At 70.1% G+C, this 22,109-nt stretch carries 15 protein-coding genes; 5 read left to right on the top strand and 10 right to left on the bottom strand.

Features of this window, described 5'->3' with window-relative positions; genetic code table 11:
• Positions 1-7 precede the first annotated feature (7 nt).
• The 3 genes from OG214_RS00675 to OG214_RS00665 form a co-directional block, all read right to left on the bottom strand.
• The gene (locus OG214_RS00675; protein WP_363085408.1) at positions 8-847 is read right to left on the bottom strand and encodes a helix-turn-helix transcriptional regulator; all 840 of its coding nucleotides are present in this window, start codon (positions 845-847) and stop codon (positions 8-10) included.
• A gap of 180 nt (positions 848-1,027) precedes the next feature.
• Positions 1,028-1,792: an SDR family NAD(P)-dependent oxidoreductase gene (locus OG214_RS00670; protein WP_405983373.1), complete on the bottom strand. Its 765-nt coding sequence runs from the start codon at positions 1,790-1,792 to the stop codon at positions 1,028-1,030.
• A 215-nt stretch (positions 1,793-2,007) separates the two neighbouring features.
• Complete coding sequence (locus tag OG214_RS00665) at positions 2,008-3,018, bottom strand: alpha/beta fold hydrolase (RefSeq protein ID WP_405983372.1); 1,011 nt, start codon at positions 3,016-3,018, stop codon at positions 2,008-2,010.
• Between the two features lie 314 nt (positions 3,019-3,332).
• On the opposite strand from OG214_RS00665, the gene OG214_RS00660 reads away from it, so the two are divergent.
• On the top strand, positions 3,333-5,444 hold the full coding sequence (locus OG214_RS00660; protein WP_405983371.1) for a glycosyl hydrolase family 28-related protein: 2,112 nt from the start codon (positions 3,333-3,335) through the stop codon (positions 5,442-5,444).
• A 186-nt stretch (positions 5,445-5,630) separates the two neighbouring features.
• Here the strand turns inward: OG214_RS00660 and OG214_RS00655 are convergent, their stop codons facing one another.
• From OG214_RS00655 to OG214_RS00630, 6 genes are all read right to left on the bottom strand, one after another.
• On the bottom strand, positions 5,631-6,011 hold the full coding sequence (locus OG214_RS00655) for a VOC family protein (protein ID WP_405983370.1): 381 nt from the start codon (positions 6,009-6,011) through the stop codon (positions 5,631-5,633).
• A gap of 107 nt (positions 6,012-6,118) precedes the next feature.
• Positions 6,119-6,970, bottom strand: coding sequence for a GNAT family N-acetyltransferase (locus OG214_RS00650; RefSeq protein WP_405983369.1), 852 nt, complete (start codon positions 6,968-6,970; stop codon positions 6,119-6,121).
• Positions 6,971-7,021: 51 nt separating this feature from the next.
• A complete protein-coding gene (locus OG214_RS00645) occupies positions 7,022-8,161 on the bottom strand; it encodes an ROK family protein (protein WP_405987393.1) in 1,140 nt (379 codons plus the stop codon).
• 266 nt (positions 8,162-8,427) lie between these two features.
• Positions 8,428-11,727, bottom strand: coding sequence for a PQQ-dependent sugar dehydrogenase (locus OG214_RS00640; protein WP_405983368.1), 3,300 nt, complete (start codon positions 11,725-11,727; stop codon positions 8,428-8,430).
• A 185-nt stretch (positions 11,728-11,912) separates the two neighbouring features.
• Positions 11,913-12,881 carry a sugar phosphate isomerase/epimerase gene (locus tag OG214_RS00635; RefSeq protein WP_363084775.1) on the bottom strand — a complete coding sequence of 323 codons (969 nt, stop codon included), beginning with the start codon at positions 12,879-12,881 and terminating at the stop codon, positions 11,913-11,915.
• 204 nt (positions 12,882-13,085) lie between these two features.
• Positions 13,086-14,042, bottom strand: coding sequence for a hypothetical protein (locus OG214_RS00630; protein ID WP_405983367.1), 957 nt, complete (start codon positions 14,040-14,042; stop codon positions 13,086-13,088).
• Positions 14,043-14,816: 774 nt separating this feature from the next.
• Between OG214_RS00630 and OG214_RS00625 the strand changes: the two genes are divergently transcribed.
• A complete protein-coding gene (locus OG214_RS00625) occupies positions 14,817-16,406 on the top strand; it encodes a hypothetical protein (RefSeq protein WP_405983366.1) in 1,590 nt (529 codons plus the stop codon).
• A gap of 604 nt (positions 16,407-17,010) precedes the next feature.
• On the opposite strand, the gene OG214_RS00620 is transcribed toward OG214_RS00625, so the two are convergent.
• On the bottom strand, positions 17,011-18,048 hold the full coding sequence (locus OG214_RS00620) for a helix-turn-helix domain-containing protein (protein WP_405983365.1): 1,038 nt from the start codon (positions 18,046-18,048) through the stop codon (positions 17,011-17,013).
• A 228-nt stretch (positions 18,049-18,276) separates the two neighbouring features.
• Here OG214_RS00620 and OG214_RS00615 point away from each other — a divergent pair, with 228 nt between their 5' ends.
• The 3 genes from OG214_RS00615 to OG214_RS00605 all read left to right on the top strand — a co-directional run bounded on the left by OG214_RS00615 (position 18,277) and on the right by OG214_RS00605 (position 21,967).
• Positions 18,277-18,690 (top strand): hypothetical protein, encoded by a 414-nt coding sequence (locus OG214_RS00615; RefSeq protein ID WP_405983364.1) that lies wholly within the window; start codon positions 18,277-18,279, stop codon positions 18,688-18,690.
• Positions 18,691-18,839: 149 nt separating this feature from the next.
• On the top strand, positions 18,840-20,498 hold the full coding sequence (locus tag OG214_RS00610; RefSeq protein ID WP_405983363.1) for an FAD-dependent oxidoreductase: 1,659 nt from the start codon (positions 18,840-18,842) through the stop codon (positions 20,496-20,498).
• A complete protein-coding gene (locus OG214_RS00605; protein ID WP_405983362.1) occupies positions 20,495-21,967 on the top strand; it encodes an ATP-binding protein in 1,473 nt (490 codons plus the stop codon). The genes OG214_RS00610 and OG214_RS00605 overlap by 4 nt, the downstream gene beginning before the upstream one ends.
• Positions 21,968-22,109 lie beyond the last annotated feature (142 nt).

Raw genomic sequence — 22,109 nt, 5'->3', positions numbered from 1 at the left:
CTCGCCGTCAGGTGTGGGGCTGCCGGTCCCCTACGACGGACAGGAGCTGGAGCTTCTCGTAGCTCTCCGTGCCGGGAGTGGCGGTGTAGACGAGAAGCGCCTGCGCCTGGTCGACGTCGAAGAGGACCTGGCAGTGGAGTTCGAGCACGCCCAGCTGGGGGTGGCGGATCCGCTTGGGTTCGCCGCGCGGGACGCCGATCTCATGCGCGCTCCACAGGGCCGCGAACTCCTCGCTCTCCTCCAGGAGCGCGCCGACGATCTGCCCGGCGCGGGAGTCCGCGCCCTGGCGGGAGTAGGCGGTGCGCAGTTGGGCGGTGAAGAACCGGCTGTGCGCGGGGTGGTCGTCCTCGGGATAGACGAGCCGTGCGCCCGGCTCGGTGAACCAGCGGTGGACCATGCTGCGCGCCAGTCCGGTGTGGCGGGTCTCGTCGCCGAGGAGCGCGACCGCGAGTCTGGTCTGCGTCAGTGTTTCACCGAGTCCGGTGATGACCTGGGCCGGGGTGTCGTGCAGACGGTCCAGGATGCGCATGATCCCCGGATTGACATGGTCGCCGCGCAGCGTCCGGCCCGGGGTGTTGTGCCCGGCCATCCGGAAGAGATGGTCGCGCTCGTCCAGGGACAGATGCAGTCCGCGCGCGATCGCGGCGAGCATCGGTTCCGAGGGCTGCGGACCGCGCCGCTGCTCAATACGGCTGTAGTAGTCGGTGGACATACCGCACAGGGCCGCCACCTCCTCGCGGCGCAGACCGCGGGTCCGCCGGCGCGGGCCTCGGGGGAGCCCCACGTCCTCGGGCTGAAGGGCCTCGCGGCGGGTACGGAGGAAGTCCGCGAGTTGCGCTCTGTCCATCTGCTCAGTCTCCCTCTTCGGTCCTCGGCCCCAGAATCGCCGGTGGCTGCCGGCTCCGCGGTGGCTGCCGGGCTCGGCGGTGGCTGCCGGGCTCGGCGGGGCGCTCCCGGATCGTGGTGGCGCCCCGCCAGGTCGCGTTTGCACGCGGGATCATCGAACCCGCGCGCCACCGCGTACCGCTCAGAGCAGGGTGCCGCCCGACGCCTCGATACGCTGCCCGGTGATCCATCCGGTGTGCTCGGAGAGCACCGCGGCGACGACGCCGCCGATGTCCTCGGGTTCCCCCACCCGGCCCAGCGCGGTCTGGCTGTTCAGCAGGGAGCGGATCTCCTTGTCGTCGCGGAGGAGGCCGCCGCCGAAGTCGGTGGCCACGGGACCGGGGGCGACCGTGTTCACGGTGATACCGCGCGGGCCGAGTTCCTTGGCGAGATACCGGGTGAGGACCTCGACGGCGCCCTTCATCGACGCGTACGCCGAGGCACCGTGCCCGGTGAAGCGGGTCAGTCCCGTGGACACATTGATGACGCGGCCGCCGTCCGCGATGAGCGGCACGAGCCCCTGGGTCAGGAAGAACACACCACGGAAGTGCACGTTCATCAGCTCGTCGAAGCCCTGCGGGGTGGTCTCCGCGAACGGTGCCATCAGGGCGCCGCCGGCGTTGTTGACCAGGAAGTCGAAGCTCTTCCGGTCCCAGCCGTCCTTGAGTACACGGCGTACGTCGTCGGTGAACCGGTCGAACGATTCGAGCTCACCGGTGTCGAGCTGGAGGGCGAAGGCGGTACGGCCCAGCCCGGTCACGGTGTCGACGACGGCGTTGGCCTCGTCGGCGTGGGAGCGGTAGGTGATGATCAGATCGACACCGTCCTCGGCGAGCCGGAGCGCGGCACTGCGTCCCAGGCCCCGGTTTGCTCCCGTGATGATCGCGATCTTGCCCTGTGTGGTCATGGGACGGCTCCCTCATGGCGGACGGCCGCCGCGTGCTGCTCACGCGATCCGGACAAACCATCCGCCACGCCCCAGCCTGGGGTGGGCCCGGCACCGGATGAAGGGCTCACCTGTCCAGGGACCGGCAGTCCCTGTCTCAGCGGCGCTCCCCGCTTCCCGGAAACCCCTCCCACGGCGGAGGCCCCACCCATGGCGAAAGCCCCGTCGCGGCGGCACTAGCGTTCCCGGGCCGGCAGGGCTCGTAGCCACTCGACCAGCAGCCGGTTGGTCTCGTCGGGGCGCTCCTGCTGCACCCAGTGTCCGCAGCCTTCGAGGACATGGGAGGAGATCAGGCCGGGAAGGGTCGTGGGGTAGGCGTCGACGGCGTCGGCCATCCAGCCGAGGGAGGCGTCGAAGGCGCCGCCGAGGAACAGCGAGGGCTGCCCGATCGGCGCCCCGTCCCACGCGGCGAGGTCCTCCCAGTCCCGGTCGGCGTTGCGGTAGCGGTTCAGCGCCCCGGTCAGCCCGGTCCGTTCGAACTCGCCCGCGTAGAAGTCGAGATCGCCCTCGCTGAGCCAGGACGGCAGGGTGTCCCTGGCGAAGCGGTCGGAGAGTTTCGCGCCCCGGGGCACGAAGAAGAGACTGTTCTCGCCGGACGCCGGCATGGTGTCGGCCGAGAGCCCGGCGTAGAACCCGGCCAGCCAGGCGCGGACATCGGGCTCGATCTCCGCCTCCGCGCGGCCGGGCCGCTGGAAGTAGCTGACGTAGAACTCCTCGTCGCCACCGATCCGGGAGAAGGCGTCGGTGGGCCGGAAACCGTTCCGCGGGGCGTAGGGAACACTGAGGAGTCCGACGGCCGTGAAGATCTCCGGCCTGAGCAGAGCGGTGTTGGCGGCGATGGCCGAGCCCCAGTCATGGCCCACGATCACCGCGGTCTCCTCGCCCAGCGCCCGTACGACGGCGACGTTGTCCTCGATATGGTCGAGCATCCGGTACGCCTCCACCTCGACGGGCTTCGACGAGCGTCCGTATCCGCGGACGTCGATGGCCACCGCGCGGAAACCCGCCGCGGCGATCGCCGGGAGCTGACGGCGCCAGGAGTACCAGGACTCGGGAAACCCGTGCACCAGCAGGACCAGCGGGCCGTTCCCCTGCTCCACCAGGTGGATACGGCCGCCAGGGGTGCGCACCAACCGGTGCCGCGCGTCCGGGGCGGAAGCGGGTGACGGACGGGTGTGCTGCGACATGCTTCCTCCTGAGGCTTTGACGCCGGTTCGGGCGCCCTTGTGATCATGCGGGGCGCGTACGGCGAACGCGAGTTCCGTTGCCGGTCCGGCAAACCCCGTCCCCGCGTTGCGGAAATCCGGCAACGAACCATGGCAGCCAGCGCAAAAATTCAACGGGCGCACGCAGTTGAGCGGCAAGGGGACGAAATCACTTCGCATGAGCCTTGTGGAACGGCCCGCGCGGGTCCTAGTGTCACCTCACCTCATGTCCCCTCATGGCGTCCGCTCCGTCGAGCGTCGCAGGCGTTCACCCTCCCGACAGAAACGAGCATTCGATGTCATGGAGCATCACAGGAGCCGTAGCGAGACGGTCCGGCAGATCACCGCGCGGGACCGCCACCGCCGGTGCCTCCCGGACCGTCAGGACGGCCAGGGCCGTCGCCGCCGTGACCGCGGCCGCCGTCGGCCTCAGTGTGCTGTCCGGTGGTACGGCCCTCGCCGGCGCGGGCGCTGACGGCGCGTCGGCGGCGTCGGCCCCCTTCGTGACACGCGCCGCCCTCGATCCCTCGCTCGTCGCGGGCAGGGGCGCGCGCGTCGACTTCGTCGAGCAGGAGGCGGAGAACGCCCCGACGAACGGCGCGGTCATCGGCCCGGACCGTACGGCGTACACACTGCCGGCGGAGGCGTCCGGGCGTAAGGCGGTCAAGCTGACGCCGGGCCAGCACGTCGAGTTCACGCTGCCGAGCGCGGCCAACGCGATCACCGTGCGGTACAGCATCCCGGACGCCCCCGACGGCGGCGGCATCACCGCACCGCTCGATGTCACGGTGAACGGCGGGAAGCGGTCCACCATGACCCTCACGTCGCAGTACGCGTGGCTCTACAACCAGTATCCGTTCTCGAACGACCCGAACGCCGGTCTGCTGCACCCCGACTGGTGGATCACCGAATGCGCCTGTGTGCCGAGCGACACGACACCCGCCCCGGTGATCGACAAGCCCTTCCGGCCGAACCACTTCTACGACGAGCAGCGTCTTCTGCTCGGGAAGAAGTACCGCGCGGGTGACAAGGTACGGCTCACGGTGCCCGCCGGGAGCAGGGCCGCGTGGACGGTCATCGATCTGCTCGACTCACAACTCGTCGGTGCCCCGCGGGTCGAACTCGTCGCGGCGAACGTGCTGGCGTTCGGAGCGGATCCGCTCGGCCGGCGCGACTCCGCCGACGCGATCGACAGGGCCATCGCCTTCGCGAAGCGCAAGCATCTCAAGGTGTACATACCGCCGGGCACGTATCAGGTGAACCGCCACATCGTCGTCGACGACGTGACTATCGTGGGCGCGGGCAACTGGTACACGATCATCAAGGGCCGTCAGGTGGAGCTGAGCACCCCCGCCCCCGACGGTTCGGTCCACACCGGCGTCGGCTTCTACGGCAAGGACGCGGCGGACGGCGGCAGTTCCGATGTCCATCTCTCCGGGTTCGCGATCGAGGGCGATGTCCGTGAGCGCATCGACACCGACCAGGTGAACGGCATCGGCGGTGCGATGAGCGACTCCACCATCGACGGCCTCTACATCCGCCACACCAAGGTGGGTCTCTGGTTCGACGGACCCATGTCGAATCTGCGGGTCACCAACAATGTCATCGTCGACCAGATCGCCGACGGCCTCAACTTCCACACCGGTGTGACGCATTCGGTGGTGTCGGACAACTTCGTCCGCAACTCCGGCGACGACGGTCTCGCCATGTGGTCCGAGAAGACCACCAACGCGGGCAACACGTTCGACCACAACACCGTGCAGACGCCGGTGCTCGCGAACGGCATCGCCATCTACGGCGGCGAGGACAACACCGTCTCCAACAACCTCATCGCCGACCCGATCCGGGAGGGCAGCGCCATCCAGGTCGGATCGCGCTTCGGCGCCGAGGCGTTCACCGGACATCTGTGGATCACCGACAACACCACGGTCCGCGCCGGTACGTACGAGCTGAACTGGAACATCGGTCTGGGCGCCATCTGGTTCTTCGCGCTGGAGAAGGACATCGACGCCGACATCCAGGTGACCGGGGACCACTTCCTCGACAACACCTACAACGCGATCATGCTCGTCAGCGACTGGCCGGTGAAGGATCTGTACTCGATCACGAATGTCCACTTCAAGGACATCAAGGTCGACGGTACGGGCACCTCGGTGGTCAGCGCCCGGGTCGCGGGCTCCGCGTCCTTCCAGAACGTGGACGCCCGCAATGTCGGGGCGGTCGGTGTCAACAACTGCGGATCGTTCAACTTCACCCCCGCCGGTTCGGAATTCTCACTGACGGACGACGGCGGCAACGACGGCGGCGGCACCACCGGCGCCTGGCTCGCGCCATGGGAACTGCCGAACACCATCACCTGCGACGACCGGCCGCCGGTGGTCGCCCCGCCGGCACCGTCCGCCTGGTGACACAGACCGGGACTCGCGCCGGCGCCGGCCACTGACCCCGCTGCCGTCGCCGCGCGATTCCCCAACCGGCCGGCCGTCCGGAGCACCCCGGACGGCCGGCCGTGTCCTCGGCATGGCGGTGTCCTGGGCGCAGCGGTGTCCCCGGCACGGCCGCCCGGAGATGCCCGACCGGCTCGTCGCGGCGCGTCACCGGTAGTTGCTCAGCTCGATCAGATTGGCGTCGGGGTCCCGCAGATACACACTGACGATCGCTCCGGTGGCGCCCGTGCGCTCGACCGGACCCTCCTCCACCGGTACGCCGTGCGCGGCCAGCTCCTCCCGTACCCGGTCGAGGGGCTCGTCGACGATCAGACAGAAGTCCGCGCCGCCCGGCGCGGGCCGAAGTGCCTTCGGCTCGAACTCCTTTCCCGCCCGGTGAAGGTTGATCTTGGTGTGACCGAAGGAGAGGGCACGCCGTCCGCCGGCGAAGGTGACCGCTGTCATACCGAGGACACGTACATAGAAGTCGACCGTGGTGTCGATGTCCGCCACCGTGAGCACGAGGTGGTCGAGGCGGTTGATACGCATCGGATCCGCTTCCCGTCTTCCGCTGCTCTCGGCCACCCAGCCTACGCCGGGCCGCGGCGGTCCGGAGGCCGGGCAGCACAGGTACGGGAGCGGGCCCCGGAGACCGGTCAGCCCAGTTCGAGGCTGGTGATCCCGTACAGCCCCGGCAGATCCATCTCCGGAACCGGGCCGGTGTACATACGCGCGGCCTCGAAGGAGGGCGTCAGCCCGAGCCGCTCCGCGAGCGCCACCGACGGCTCGTTGCTGTCGGGGACGTCGATCGCCACGGGCTGCCCGGGAACGGCCGAGGCGAGCCGGCCCACCAGCGCCTCCGCGACGCCCGGGGACGAGGCGTACAGCGGGCCGATCCGTGCCGCTCCTGCGCAGGGGCGGACGGCCGCGAAACCGCGCAGTTCCCCGTCCCGTACCGCGGCGAAGCCGGTGCGGTCGGGCAGACCGATCCACGAGGCGAGGAACGAGTCACGCCGCGCGGGGAAGAACCGGCGGTCGTAGGCGGCCAGTTGGGCGAAGGGAACCGTACGGGCGTCGACCAGCGCGATGCCCTCCGAGGCCGCCGAGGAGTCGGCGCCGGACGGCACACCCTCGTAGCGGATGTTGTTCCACGCCCTGCGGAACCCGGATCTGCGGTAGTTCTCCTGCTGGCCGATCACCCCGTCGAGGCCCACGGTGCGGCCGGCCAGCCGCGCCATCCCCGCCCGCCAGACCTGGATACCGTAGCCCTGTCCGCGCACGGCGGGCCGGGCGATGTAGAAACCGATGAAGCCGAAATCCTCGCCGTAGCGCACGGCGGAGACGGAGGCGACGGCCTCACCGTTCAGCCGCCCGACGAGAAACCCGTGCGGATCGGTCGCGAAGAACGCGTGGATGTCGGACCTGCCCGGATTCCATCCCTCGTCGTCCGCCCAGACGCGCAGTCGCGCGATGTCGTCGGCGTTCGCCGTCACGATGTCGAATGTCACTGCCGCCTCCACTGTCGTCACCCGGCACGTTGCCTCATGTGCCGGGCTACGTCAGGAAGGCCCGCCGTAGGCGAGTTCACTGGCGAGGAGCGCCGCTCCGACGACCCCGGCGCGCGGGCCGAGCTCGGACATCACTATCGGCAGATTCCCCGTGGCGAGCGGGAGCGAGCGTTTGTAGACGACACTGCGGATCTCGGCGAGCAGGACATAGCCGAGCCCCGACAGACCGCCGCCGATCACTATCATCGACGGGTTCATAAAGCTGACCAGGGTGGCGAGGACCTGGCCGACCCGGTGACCGCCGGCCCGGATGAGATTGACGGAGGTGTTGTCCCCGCCCGTCGCGCATTCGGCGACATCCACGGCGGTCAGCGCTCCCTGGGCGGCGAGCCGGCCGGCTAGGGCCAGGGACTGGCCGGAGCGTGCCGCCTCCATGGCGTCACGCGCCAGCGCGACACCGCCGAAATACGCCTCCAGACAACCGGTGTTGCCACAGGAGCAGACGGGCCCGTCGGCCTCGACCTGGATATGGCCGATGTCCCCGGCACAGCCCTCCGCACCGCGGTAGATCCGGCCGTGGTGCTGCATACCGGAGCCGATACCGCTGCCGATCTTGACGAAGAGCAGATGGTCGACGGACCGGGCCACTCCGCTGTGCGCCTCGCCGAGGGCCATCACATTGACGTCGTTGTCGACGACCACGGGACAGCCGTGCTCGCGGGCGAGGGTGTCCCGTACGGGGTAGCGGTTCCAGCCCACCATGATCGGCGGCGAGACGGGCACACCGTTGCGGAAGCTGACCGGTCCCGGCAGCCCGATACCGATCGCGTCGAGACGGGTGTAGTGGCCCTGGGCGCGCAGCTTGTGGAGGAGTTCGCTGACCCGGTCCAGCACGGCGACCGGCCCCGAGCGGATGTCGGCGGCCTCGGAGTAAGCGGCCACGGGTTCGAGACCGCCGTCGGTGATCTCGATGTCGATCGAGCTGGCGCCGAGATCCACGGCGCCGAACCGGAGGCCGGGATCGAGCTGGACGAGGGTGGAGCGACGGCCGCCGCGCGAGGCGGCCGGGCCCGCCTCCAGGACCATCCCGGTGGCGACCATACGGTCGAGTTCGGCGAGCAGCCGGGGGCGCGGCACCTCCAGCCGGTCCGACAACTGGGCCCTGGACAGTGGGCCGTTGTCGCGCAGCATGCTCAATACACCGTACTGAACGCTCACGAGCTCCACTTCCTCAAGGCGTCATCGGGCCGTCCGACCGGGGCCGCCGGGCATCGGTGCCCGGCACCCGTGTACGCATGGGTGCCGGGGCGTCCGACGGCGGCTGCCGACTGTCGTTGACGGCTTACTGTTCGATCGTATGAAACTTTCGCTCGTCCTGCCAAAAGTTGCCCGAAGCGCTGCCCCGACTTTCGGGACAGCGCTTCGGACAGCGCTTCGGGCGGGGCTTCGCCGAAGTCTCAGTCGGTCAGATCTCCCTTCACGGTCCGCGCGTCACGGGCGAGGGCCGCGCGCGCCGCCGCGTCGTTGACCAGAGCGGTGTCGGCCGCCGAGGTGGCGAACGATTCCAGCACCGCCGCCGCCTGGCTGATCCGCCCGGCCTCGGCGTGCGCCCGTGCCTGGTCGAGCCGGACCGTCAGCCGCTGCTGGCCCTGCGCGGTGATCAGACCCTCCGCGCGCAGCCTCGGGATCAGCGCCTCAAGATCGGCGAGGGATGTGCCGGTGGTGAAGTGCACGGTCCTCGTCGTGGTGTTGCCCGCCCGGTCCTGGGCCGTGACCTTGAGGTCATGGCCTCCCAGCGGCAGCCGCCAGAGCTGTACGGGCTGACCGGAGGTGACCGCCGCTCCGTCCAGGGTGGCGGTCGCGGTGGCGCCTCCGGAGACCGCGTCCGTGGCCGTGATGACCGGTGCCGGCCGCTCGGAGTCGCCGTAGGTGCCGTCGGCGTCCAGGCCGGTGACCGTCACCGAAGGCCCGGACTTGTCGATCCGTACGGTCAGGGTGCCGACCTCGGAGACATTGCCGCCGCTGTCGGTCGCCCGGTACAGGACGGTGGTGGTGCCCTCGGTGGAGAGGGTGACCGCGGCGTTGGCCGACAGCCAGGTCGTACCGCCGTTGACGGAGTACTGACGGCTGCTGACCGTGCCGTTGTCCGTGGCGGTCACGTTCAGGGCAACGTTGCCGGTGTACCAGCCGTTGCTCCCGCCGGGCTGGGCCGGGTTGAGTGCGGCGGTCGCCTTCGGCGGTGTCTTGTCGGCGACACCCGGACCCTGGAAGGTCAGGGAGTCCAGATCGACACCGCCCGAGGTGGTGACATACAGCCGTCCGCTGCCCGAAGGCGCCTCGGCAAGGGCCGTGGTGACGGTCTGCCAGCCCTCACCGGCCGGTACGGACACGGTCGCGAACGGGGCCGCGTCGGTGGAGTTCCAGCGCAGCGCCAGGGTGCCGGCGCCGGAGGCACGTGTCCGCACACCGGTGACGCCGGTGAAGGAGACCGGGTCGTAGGAGATCCAGTCCCCGGCGTCGAAGGACGTCACCTTGCGCTGGCCGGACGCGCCGGTGTCGTCGGTGATCGTGACGCCCTGCGCGGAGTCGTGGTGCTCGGCCTGCATGAGCGCCGGGTTGAGCACCACCTGGGCGTCGCCGGTGGCCGGCGGCACACCGCCCGCGCCCTTGTCGGTGTAGGTGATACCGAGCACGCCGAAGACGTTCTCGGTGTCTCCGTGCCCGGCGTCGGTCGGTGTCACGACCGTGCCCGAGCAGCCCGTTCCGCTGTTGACCGGGTGGCCGTGCTGGTTGTGTCCGAGTCCGAAGGTCCAGGCGACCTTGGCGCAGTCGGCCGCGCTGCCGTCCTCGACGTCCTCGATGTCGACCCCGTACGGCACGGCGTCGCCCCAGTTGAAGAAACCGCCGTTCGGCGGCGAGGTGATGCCGACGGTCGGCGCGGTGTTGCCCACCGTGATCTGACGGCTCGTCAGCCCGATCTTGCCCTGGGCGTCGGTGACCTTCAGCCGGGCCTGGAACTGGCCGTTCGCCGGGTACGTACGGCTCGCCGTGGGCCCGGTGGCGTCGAAGGTGCCGTCACCGTCGAGGTCCCACTGGTAGGTGAGGGTCGCGCCGTCCGGGTCGGTGGAGGCGGTGGCGTCGAAGGAGACGGACAGCGGTGCCTGGCCGGAGGTGGGATCCGCCTTGATCACCGCGGTGGGCGCCTTGTTGCCCTCGGCGTAGTCGATCCGGTAGAGACCCGCGTCGGGGTTCTGACGGAAGAATCCGTCGCCGTAGTCCAGTACGTAGAGCGCGCCGTCCGGGCCGAACTCCAGGTCCATCGGGTTGTCCCAGGGCGGGATGCCGTTCTCGGACCGCTCGCTGTTGGGGAGTACGTTCTCCAGCTTGGTGACCGGGCCGTCCGGTCCCGCGAGGGTGGCGGCCGCCACGTAGTCCTGGGAGAACTCGCCGAAGAACGCCTTGCCGTCCCAGTACTCGGGGAACTTCCCGGGGGAGGGGTTGTCCGCGTCGTAGTGGTAGACAGGACCGCCCATCGGGGCCTGGCCGCCGGGTCCGCCGGGGCCGCGGAACGCGGTCAGCTCGGGCCACGGCTGATCGGTGTCGCGGTCCCCGTACCAGAGCGTGGCCGGGGTGGCCGCGGGCAGTTCGGTCAGACCGGTGTTCCAGCGCGAGTCGTTGACCGGCTCGGCGCAGTCGAAGGCCGGGCCCGGGGTGAGCGTCGCGAAGTCGAAGTCCCGGTAGGGCTTGGTGTTGTCACCCGTGCAGAACGGCCAGCCGCTGTTCAGGGGCTTGGTGGTGGTCTGCCACTCGACATATCCCATGGGACCGCGGTTCGGATCGGCCGTTCCCGCGTCGGGGCCGTAGTCGCCCCACATCACGGCGCCGGTCTCCTTGTCCACCGACAGCCGGAACGGATTGCGCAGCCCCATCACAAAGATCTCGGGGCGCGCCTTGGCCGTACCGACCGGGAACAGGTTGCCGTCGGGGACGGTGTAGCTGCCGTCCTCCTCGACATGGATTCGGAGGATCTTGCCGCGCAGGTCGTTGGTGTTGCCGGAACCACGGCGCTCGTCGAGCCCCGGGTTGTAGGTGGGCGCGTCGTTGATCGGGGTGTACCCGTTGACATTGGGTCCCGACGCCGGGGTGTTGCCGCCCGTGGCCAGGAAGAGATTGCCGTTCGCGTCGAAGTCCACGTCACCGGCGACATGGCAGCACTGGCCGCGGTTGGAGTCGACCCGGATGATCTCCTGGGCGGTCGACAGATCGAGCTTGTCCCCGGTCCACTTGAAACGGGTGAGGGTGTCGTAGCCCTTCCACCGGTCCCAGTACGCGTCGGTCTCGCCCGCGGGCAGCTGGAGCGGGGCCGAGCCCGCCGGGGTGTTCAGCGGCGGTGAATAGTAGAGATAGACCCACTTGTTGGTGGCGAAGTCCGGGTCCAGGGTGACGGTCTGGAGCCCCATCTCCGAGTTCTGGTACACGTCGATGTGATTGACGACCTTGGTCACACCGCTGCCGGGATCGGTGAGCCGCAGATCACCGTTGCGCGCGGTGTGCAGCACCCGGTTGTCGGGCATCACGGCGAGGTCGATCGGCTCGCCGGTGTCCTTGGTCAGGGTGACCTTCTCGTAGTTCGCCCAGTCCAGGGCGTGTTCATGGCCGTCGTGCGCTTGGGCGGCGGGCGCGAGGGCCACCATGCCCAGCGCGGGCATGGCCGCGAGCAGGACGCCTGAGATCAGACGTCTGAGGGTACGGTGCACGGTGATGCGTCTCCTTGGTCGCTGGCGGTCAGGAGGGTGCGCGACCGGACCGGCCCGTCGGCCGTACCGTGACAGCGGTACGGGGTTCCGGCGGGCCGGGCCGGTGGGCGTGCGTGCGGGTGGGGGCTCTCACGCTCTCAGGCGGTGCGTTCGCGCGGTCCGCCCTCGGTTGGGGCGGCCCGATGTCAGCCGAGCAGTCCCTTCAGCGCGGTGAAGCTGCGCTCCGCGGCACCGAGGGAACCGGGCGGGTTGGGCTGGGTGTTAGGGGCCGTGTCCTGCTCCCAGATACCGATGTGGTCGGCACGGGGGCCGATGTCACGGATGAACTTCTCGTACGGCAGGTCGCCCGCGCCGAACTCGACGATGTCGAAGCCGTCGGCCTTCGACGGGTTGGAGTCGCCGTCCTTCATATGGAACAGCGGGTAGCGGTAGGGCTGGTTGCGCACATACGCGGCCGGGTCGAAGCCGGGCCAGCGGTGCTGGCCGACATACGCCCAGTAGACGTCGAGCTCCAGATACACATGGCGCGGATCGGTGTTCCTGAGGAAGACGTCGTACAGCCGCACCGACGGCTGGTCGGTGGCGAAGGCGAACTCGCCCGCGTGGTTGTGCTGGTAGAGCTTGAGGCCCCGGGCCGTGGCCGCGGCGCCCCAGGTGTTGAACTCCTCGGCGGCGGCGAGATAGCCCGCGACCGTGTTCTGGTTCGAGGGCGCGTTGGCGGTGCCCAGATGCGGCATACCGAGGATCTGCGCGGCGTCGAGTTCACCCTGGAGATTGCCGCGGAGATTGCCGATGCCGACATGGCTGCCGACCGCGCGGAGCCCGTTGTCGTCCAGCAGCTCGCGGATCTCGGTGAGGGTGATCTGCCGGCCCAGGATGGAGGTGTTCTGGGTGTATCCGGCGAACTCGATCTCCCGGTAACCGATCCGGGCCAGTTCCGGCAGGACGACACCGAAGCCGAGCGCGGTGACCTTGTCGCGGATGCTGTAGAGCTGGATACCGATGCGGTCCTTGGGGATGGACAGGCCGCTGGTCGCGGCGGAGGCGGTGGCCGCCGTCGCTCCGGTGACCGAGGCGGCGGCGATCGCCACGGTGGTGCCCACGGTGGCGCGCAGGAAGTCCCTGCGGTCGAAGGACTTGTGCAGATGGCCCATGGCCACTCCTGAGGGAGGAAGTGAGGTGAGGAAGGTCGGGGGCGCCGCGCTGCTGTTGCCGCGGTGCGGGGGTGTGGCGGTGGTGTGCTGCCGTGCTGCCGTGCCTGTCGCACCGCCGTGGCTCGCCGGCCCCGCCCCGAGGGATTCGGGGCGAAGGGCACAGGGGAGGGTGCGGCCCGGTCGGTGCGGTACGGCTATGGCCTGTCAGAGACGGGTCGCGCCCGCGGCCTGGGCGGCGGCACGGGCCTCGGCGGCGCGCTCGGCGGCCTTCCCGGCCAGGTCGTTCCCGCGGTCCTGCGGGGCCGCCTTGGCGGAGCGCGCGGCGGCGGCCGACGCGGCGGCGGTGGTCTCCCCGGTTATGCCACCGCGGATCCGGGCCAGTTCACCGACCTGGAGCACGGGGGAGTTGCCGGTGGCCGTGAGCTTGCCCCGGACGATCGCGTTGTCCAGCACCGCGTTGGCGGTGTTGTCGGCGACCGTGAGGTCCTCGTCGATATAGGTGGCCCCGGAGCAGGAACCGAGCAGTCCCGCCCCACCGAGCTGGAGCGCGTCGGAGTTCGACTTGTATACGGCGTTTCCGTACACCTCGCTGGCGCACAGGACACCGCCGAGGGAGTTGCCGCTCACGGTGAGCGTTCCGTCGACCGTGCTGTCGTAGACATCGCTGTACTGGTTGGCGTCACCGGTGAGGTCGCCGTCCACGGTGCTGCCGGAGACGTACAGCTCGCCCGCCTGGGCTCTGACGTTCCCGTCGAGAGTCGAGTCGACGGCGTACAGGAAGCCCTGGTCGGCGTTGACCGCGCCCTTGACGGAGCTGTTCTCCAGGTGCGCGCCGAAGGCCGCCTGCGCGGTCAGGGCGCCCTTCACCGCGGTGTCCGTGAGGTCCACATAGGCGTTCGCGCCCACGGTGACCCCGCCGTTGAGGGTGGCGCCGGAGGCGACGAGGTCGGCCCCCGCCTCCACCGTCACGGTGCCCTTGACCTTGGTACCGGTCAGCGTGCACGACTGCCCGGCGGGTACGACCAGGTCACCGCCGACGGTGACGGCGCCGCCGTCACCCACACAGGTGGTGTAGAGAGCCGCCTGCGCCGGACCGGCGACCGCCACGAGGCCTCCGGAGGCCACCAACGAGGCCGTGGCGATGAACGTGCGGATCTTCATATCGCTTCCCTTCTCCTGCGGTCACGACCGCGCCGGTTGCGCGGTCGGATACCCCGTGTGATGACGTTCGTCGGCGTGAGCCGAGGGGGCTGCAACAGTGCGTGCGTGTACGGCCGTCGCGACGGCGGACACACGGCGCCTAGGGACGGGCCGGGGGGCCCGACCGTGGGGGGAGACGTACAAAGACGGGTGTGGTGCGGGGCGTTCGAGTGAGCGCCGGTTGGTCGTGGTGCTGTTGGGCGGTCTGGGCGTTACCGCGACGAAACACTTGCCTGGTGGGGCGAGACACTAGGGCGGCGCCTGGGGAGTGTCCAGAGGTTTGGCTGAAATCTCCGGAACTTTCTCATGATCCGTCAAAAGATAAGGCGCCCAGGTGAAAAGCTGGCCGACGGCTGGCCGTCGGCCACGTCCTCCACCCCGTGCGACAGGGGCACGGGGCCCTGAGCTGCCACGGGCCGTTCCCGGGCGGACCGGCCGGGGAGCAGGCGCTGTGCGCGGGTAGCGGACCAACACTCTGCGGTGGCTGTCCTGTTCGGCGCCGACGCCGGCGGTTCACCTGCCCCGGCGGACCGCGTCGGCGGCCGAGGCGCCGGGTGAGGCCGGTGAGGCTTGGGCCCATAAGTGGGTCCGGGGACCCTGCTGTTGGGCCCGACTTCGTTTCTACGCTGCCTTCCGTTCGGGGGAACGGTTTCGGCGTGGAGCGAGGTGTGGATGGTGAGGGGCGCCAGAGGTCTCCCGATTTGGCATGCGCATGGCGATAAGGGCCAGGGCGGGGTGGAGTATGTCGCGGTCGCCGGGGTGGTGGCCCTGGTCGTGGCGGCGATCGTGGGGCTGACGGTGCCCGACGACGAGGCGGTCGGGCTGAAGAACGCGGTGTGCCGGATCATCCATGCCGCCGACGGCGGGAAGGGATGCGCCTCGGGTGAGGACGGGGACGGCGGCGGGGGCGGGGACGACGGCGGCGGAGGCGAGGGCGAGGACCCCGTCGTGCCTCCCGACGATCCCTTCCAGCCGGCGAAGTGTCTGCTCTCGCAGGATCAGACCAAGGACACGATCGTCATCCAGATCCTCTTCATCAAGATCAGCAGCTCGGAGACCGTGAAACTCCAGCAGTGGTCCGACGGTACGGTCACCCTGGAGCGGGTCACCGAATCCGGGGCCGGGGTCACAGCGAGCATCTCCGCGGGCATTCCTGGGCTGAAGGACTGGGGCGGCAGCGCCTCGCTCAGCGGCACGTATCTGGCGGGCAGCGGCAGCGGCGGGCAGTGGCTGTTCAACGGCAACAAGAGCGACAACCCCCAGGCCGATCTGGAGGCCAACCTCGCGGACGCCAAGCAGTTCACCGAGTACCTCAAGGCCATGGACGACTGCAACAGCAGGCCGGCGGGCCCCCGTTCCTCCGAACTCGGCATGATCTGCGGCTACCACGCGGGCAAGAAGAAGCCCGACCTCGAACCGGAACGGGCGCCCGACGTCGACATCACCAAGACCAGCGTCGAGAAGTCGGGCGGGCTGAGCTTCGGCAAGTCGTTCACGAAGGGCAGCGGCAAGGGCGGCAAGGACGGCAAGCCGAAGGAACTAGGCAATATCTCCGGCGAAACGTTCTCGGGTTCGATGACCGAGGACGTGGTGGTCCTGCGGGCCAAGACGGGACCGGACGCCGGGAAGATCACCTTCACGTACACCTTCTCCGTGGGCGCCAAGGCCGGTGAGGTGGGACAGGCCGTCGGCACGCGGATGCAGCAGGTGGCGGTCACCTATGACGCGGCCATGTACGACGAGGAGGAGAAGAACGGCCGGCCGCACCATCCGCAGAAGATGGTGATCACGACCAGTCAGGAGGCAGGTGAGGGCCCCGGGGTCAATGTCGGGGGCGGGGCCAACGCGGGGCCCGTGACCATCGACGTCGGCGGGGGCGGCGGCGAGATCGAGTCCCAGATCCATGTCGAGTCGGCCGAGGTCGCTCTCGACAACGACGCGGACAGCACGCTGGTGGAGGACTGGCTGCGCGGGCGCGGTGACTTCCCCGCCAGTGATGCGCTGCCCTCGCCCTCCGACGCGGCCGAGGCGCCCGGCGCGGACGCCGGCCCCATCGAGCGGCTCCTGCACGACAAGGGCAAGCTCTCACGCCTGGACTACAAGGCCAACACCGACTGGTGGAACGCCTCGCTCGGCATCGGCTTCGGCATCTCCGCCGGTCAGGTCACCATGGGCTTCAAGCTCTTCGGCATCGACATCACCCACGAGCACAAGGAACAGACCATCACCGGCGACCCCACCTACGCCACCGGCCCGCAGAGCGGCGGCGCACGCCCCTGGGTCGAATGGAAGAACTGCACCCAGACCACCCCCATCACCACCTGATGTCCTGACGACGCCTCCCGCGCGGTCACCGGTGGGGCGCGGACGGGTGTGAGTACGGGTGTGAGTACGGGTGTGAGTACGGGTGTGAGTACGGGCCCGTGGCCGGCGAGTTCGCCTGCCACGGGCCCGCCGGGCATCGGCGCGGCGGTGTCGAGCGTGTCGGCCGTCCGTCCGGATCAGGGATACCGGTGGGTCCCGCAGGACAGACACACAACGCCCCACGGGGTCTTCGACGGGGCGGGCGTCCCGTCCAGTCGCCTCGATCCCGATGGCCTCGACGATCTCGCGGGCCTCGGTAAAGGGGTACGACCGTTCGCGCGGCCCGGAGCGCCGGAGAACCGGGTTCGTGACGTGGTGTGCCCCGTCATATTCATAACTGCTCTGCGCATGGTGACCATCCAGTCGCTCGCTCGGCGTCGGCAGGAATTCCCTGTGACACCGGCAGCTTTCTGGCACCTGGGCGACGGAGAAAGACCGATCGGCCGTCCCGGACAGGGACACGCCGCTGACCTGCGTGTTCAGCGCTGTCCCGGACAGTGTCGGCGAGCGCGTCGGTGAGCGGCCGGCGCCGGGACCGAGGGAGCCGAGGACACCGGGGCCGCCCTCATTCCGCTCCGTCCGGTCTCGCCGTGATGAAGAACTCCTGCTCGGCGGAGTCCGTGCAGGACGACTGCACCAGCTCCGCGCCCGGCGCCTTGGCCGGGTCGACGAAACCGACGCACTTGCCGCTGTGCAGCGGACGCAGCCGGAAGCCGTCCTCGGCGGGGGAGTCGACGGGTTCGACGAGGAAGCGCTGCGCGGGCTGGTCCTCCGTACAGCTCTGGGGCGCTATCAGATACCCGTCGTGGGTGCCGCCCTCGTCGACGGCCAGACACCCCGTCCCGTGCTCGGGATGCGACCACTTGAGCCGGTAGATCCCGTCGTCGACCCGCTCCAGCAGAGTGACCGGCGGGGACGCGGCGGCCCGTTCGCAGTCGTTCTGCACCGCCAGCGGGCGGTCGCTGCGCTTGTTGCGTTCCCGGCCCTCCGTCAGACAGAGACCGCTGTGCGCGGCCCGTACGGTGACCCGGCCCTCCGGGGGCAGCCGGTCGGCGGACCGACGGTCCTCGCCGCCGCCGCGGACCAGCGCCGACAGGACCGTTCCGGCCACGAGCACTCCCAGCACCAGCGCCGCGGCCGCCCACCGGACACCGCGCATACGACCGGCGCGGGCGAGGAATCCACCACTCCGCGTCCGTGCCGACCGGAAGGAGCCGGCGGGCGTCTGCGTCGCGGTCGCACCCACCGCGGTCGCACCCACCGCGGGCGCCGTCGCCGCGGGCGCCTCCGCCGCTTCCGAGTCCCGCTCCGCCGCTACGGACACGACCCGACGACGGGCCTCCAGCCACTCGCCCACCACGTCCTCGTCGCAGCCGCACGCCCGTACCAGCGCGGCCACCACATCCTCCCGGGGCACGGCGTCCCGCGTCAGCGCGTTGGCCAGTGTGCTGCGGGGCAGGACATCGCCGCGTGCCTCGGCCCGCTCCGCCAACATCCGATAGGTCAGCCGCGATCTGTCCTTCAGGGCCCGTAGCGCGTCGACGAACTCGGTTTCCGTCCGCGCGGAGCGGGGGTCCGGCACGTCGGCACGACGCGTCGCCATATCTCTCTTCTCCCTGGTCATCGGGCCACGAAAGGGGCCGCAGACGGCACTCTGTCGGGCTCCGGGGACCGAATCAAGAAGAGTTCGCGGCGCAGAGGGACACAATCCGGTCGCACGCCGTCCGTCCGGGGCCGCGGGGAACGCGACGAGGGGATACCGGCGGTGAACATAACGGTAATTGTCGCCGCGCCAGGCCGAGTTGATCCGTCCGACAACTACCGTTTTCCCATGACGGAACAGAAGAGCGAGACAGAGCCGCCCCGCCTCGCTCCGCGGGACCTGTTCGTCGGCACGATCGTGACGCAGTTCTTCGGTCTTCTGGTCTTCGGTGTGTTCAGTCTCGTGACATGGCTGTTCGGATTCTGGTCCGGTTTGGCAGGCGCGGCCCTCGTGGGCCCCTTCTTCGCCGGTGGCGACCCGATGGTGGGCCATTACCGCACACGGCCGCCGCGCAGGCGCCTGGCCGTCGTCGCGGGGGTGCTCACCTGGGTGGGGATGGCCCTTCTCGGCGCCGGGGCGGACAGCTGGCTCCTCCCGGAGGCGACCCCAGAGGACCTCGGGTTCTTTGTCGGCTCCGTCGTCGGGTTCTCGTGCGGTTCGGCCGTTTTCGCCCGGGTGGTCAACGGCGCGAGCACCGTCTGACCACCCGAGGCGGGCCGGCCCGGCCCGCACGCTACGGACCGGGGCCGTACCGTGCGGCCCCGCGACAGCGCGCCGTAAACTGGATGCTCAGGCCTCTTGGGGAAGCCGCTGGTCCGGAGGTCGTCCCGTCTCCAGACAATGGTGGTGTCATGGCGAATCCGACGATCCTGACCGTGGACGACGATCCGGCCGTTTCCCGGGCCGTCGCCCGCGACATCCGGCGCCGGTACGGCGACCGGTACCGGGTCGTCCGCGCGGTTTCCGGAGCGGAGGCGCTCGAAGCGCTGCACGAGATCAAGCTGCGCGGCGAGCGGCTCGCGGTCATGCTCGCCGACTACCGGATGCCGAAGATGAACGGCATCGAGTTCCTCGAAGAGGCGATGGACCTCTTCCCGCTCGCCCGGCGGGTGCTGCTGACGGCGTACGCGGACACCGGTGCCGCGATCGACGCGATCAATGTCGTCGATCTCGACCACTACCTCCTCAAGCCGTGGAACCCTCCGGAGGAGCACCTCTATCCGGTGATCGACTCCCTGCTGGACGTCTGGGCGGCCACTCCTGATCCGACCGCCGCCGAGATCCGGGTGGTGGGCCACCGCTGGTCCGCCCCGTCCTTCGCCGTACGCGACTTCCTCGCCCGCAATCTGGTGCCGTACCGGTGGCTCAAGGCCGATGAGCCCGAGGGCGCCCGTCTGCTGGCCGCCGCCGGAGTCACCGCGGCCGACGTGCCCCTGGTGGTGACGGCCGACGGCACCTCCCTGGTGGCGCCCGCCGAGAAGGAACTCGCCGCGCATGTCGGACTGAGCACCACACCCACCTCGGACTTCTACGACCTCGTGGTCGTCGGCGGCGGCCCCGCCGGGCTCGGCGCCGCCGTGTACGGGGCCTCCGAGGGGCTGCGTACGGTACTCGTGGAGCGCGAGGCGACCGGCGGGCAGACGGGGCAGAGCAGCCGGATCGACAACTATCTGGGATTCCCCGACGGCGTCTCCGGCTCACAGCTCACCGGCCGGGCCCGCCGCCAGGCGCTGAAGTTCGGGGCCGAGATCCTCAGCGCCCGGGAGGTCGTCGCCCTGGAGGCGGCCGGATCGGGCCGGGTGCTGCGCTTCGGCGGCGGTGCTTCGATCACCGCCCATACGGTGGTGCTGGCCACGGGGGTCTCGTACCGCATGCTGGCGGCGCCCAGTCTGGAGCCGTTCACGGGCGCCGGGGTGTTCTACGGTTCCGCCGTCACCGAGGCGCCCACCTGCTCCGGCGACGAGGTGTACATGGTGGGCGGTGCCAACTCGGCTGGTCAGGCCGCCCTGCACTTCTCCCGCTATGCCAAGCGCGTCCATATGCTGGTCCGGGGCGCCGATCTGGCCCGGTCGATGTCCACGTATCTGGTCGACCGGATCAGCGCCATCGACAACATCGTCGTGCATCCGTGGACCGAGGTGGTCGGCGGGAAGGGCGACGGCCATCTGGAGCAGCTGACACTGCGGGACACCCGATCGGGCGCGGTGGAGACGGTCGCCACCTCCTGGCTGTTCGTCTTCATCGGCGCGGCGCCGCGTACGGAGTGGCTGGACGGTGTGGTCGCGCGCGACGAGCGGGGGTTCGTACTCACCGGCCCCGACCTCGTCGCCGACGGGCAGCGCCCGGCCGGCTGGTCCCTGCCCCGGGACCCGTACCACCTGGAGTCCAGCGTCCCCGGGGTCTTCGCGGCCGGCGATGTCCGCGCCGCGTCTCTCAAGCGGGTCGCCTCGGCCGTCGGCGACGGCGCGATGGCCATCTCGCTGGTCCATCGTTACTTGGAGGCGCAATGACCGCTTCGGACCGACTGACCCCGGAGCAGGTGCGCACGCTGTTCCTGTTCGAGGCGCTCGACGACAGCCAGCTCGCGTGGCTGGCGGAACGCGGCAGGGTGGAGCAGCGTGAGGGCGGCAGCGCCGTCTACAACGAGGGCGAACCCGCCACCTGTTTCTTCGTACTGCTCAGTGGCGCGGTGACGCTCAGCCGGCGGTTGCACGGCGACGACATCGAGGTCTCCAGGACCGACCGGCGCGGGGTCTACGGCGGGGCGACCCAGGCGTATCTGGGCGACCGGGTGGCCCAGGTCTATCCGAACACCCTGCGGGCCGTCAGCGACGCCGAGTTCTTCGTGCTGCCGGCCGACGAGTTCGCCGACGCGGTACGCGGCTGGTTCCCGATGGCCCTCCATCTGCTGGAGGGTCTGTTCTTCGGCACACGCGCGGCGGAGACGGTGATGGGCGAGCGGGAGCGGCTGGTCGCGCTCGGCGCGCTGTCGGCCGGGCTGACCCATGAGCTGAACAACCCGGCCGCGGCGGCGGTGCGAGCGACCGAGGCACTGCGTGAGCGGGTGACCGGTATGCGCCACAAGCTCGCGCTCATCGCGGACGGACGACTGGACGGCACCCGGCTGCGCGGTCTGGTGGAACTCCAGGACGCCGCGGTCAAACAGGCCGCCGCGGCCTCGTCGCTGTCGGCGCTGGACGCTGCCGACGCCGAGGACGGACTCGGCGACTGGCTGGAGGACCACGGGGTGGCCAGCCCCTGGGACCTCGCCCCGATCCTGGTGTCGGGAGGGGTGGGCGTCCCCTGGCTGTCCATGGTCGCCGAGACGGTCGGCGACGAACATCTGGACTCGGCGGTGCGCTGGCTCGCGTACACCATCGACTCCGAACTCCTGATGGGGGAGATCGACGACGCCGTGACCAGGGTCTCCGACCTGGTGGGCGCGGCCAAGCAGTACTCCCAGCTCGACCGGGCGCCCCACCGGACGGTGGATGTGCACACCCTGCTCGACGCCACCCTGACCATGCTGAAGGCGAAGATCCCCGCCGGTATCCGGGTGGTCAGGGAGTACGACCGTGAGCTGCCGGCGATCCCGGCGTTCGGCGCCGAGCTGAACCAGGTGTGGACCAATCTGATCGACAACGCGGTCGACGCGATGGGGGACAGGGGCACGCTCACCCTGCGCACCCGGCGGGCGGGCGAGCGGCTGCTCGTGGAGGTGGCCGACACCGGGGCCGGTATCCCGCCGGAGGTCAGGCCCCGGATCTTCGAGCCCTTCTTCACCACCAAGTCCGTGGGCGACGGCACCGGCCTCGGCCTCGACATCTCGTACCGCATCGTCGTCAACAAGCACCGGGGCGACATCAGGGTGGAGTCCCGGCCGGGCGACACCCGGTTCCAGGTACTGCTGCCGATCACCCAGGCCCCTCCCGCGGATCTCGCCGATCCCACGGGTCCCTCCGATCTCGCGGAGGGCTGAGGGGGCGGCCGGTGCGGAGCCGGGGTGAGACCCCCCTGGCTCCGGGGGCCCGAGTGAGGCCAGTGGCCCCGGGTGGGACCGGTTGACCGGACCCGGGCGGGGTCCGGGCGGGTCGCGTGCCGGGGTGTGGGCGGGCCCCGTG

Origin of the sequence: Streptomyces sp. NBC_00872 (genome assembly GCF_045161915.1) — a bacterium.
Classification (GTDB): Bacteria; Actinomycetota; Actinomycetes; order Streptomycetales; family Streptomycetaceae; genus Streptomyces.
The sequence above is the reverse complement of the archived record's forward strand: the minus strand, read 5'-3'. Positions and strand labels throughout refer to the sequence as shown.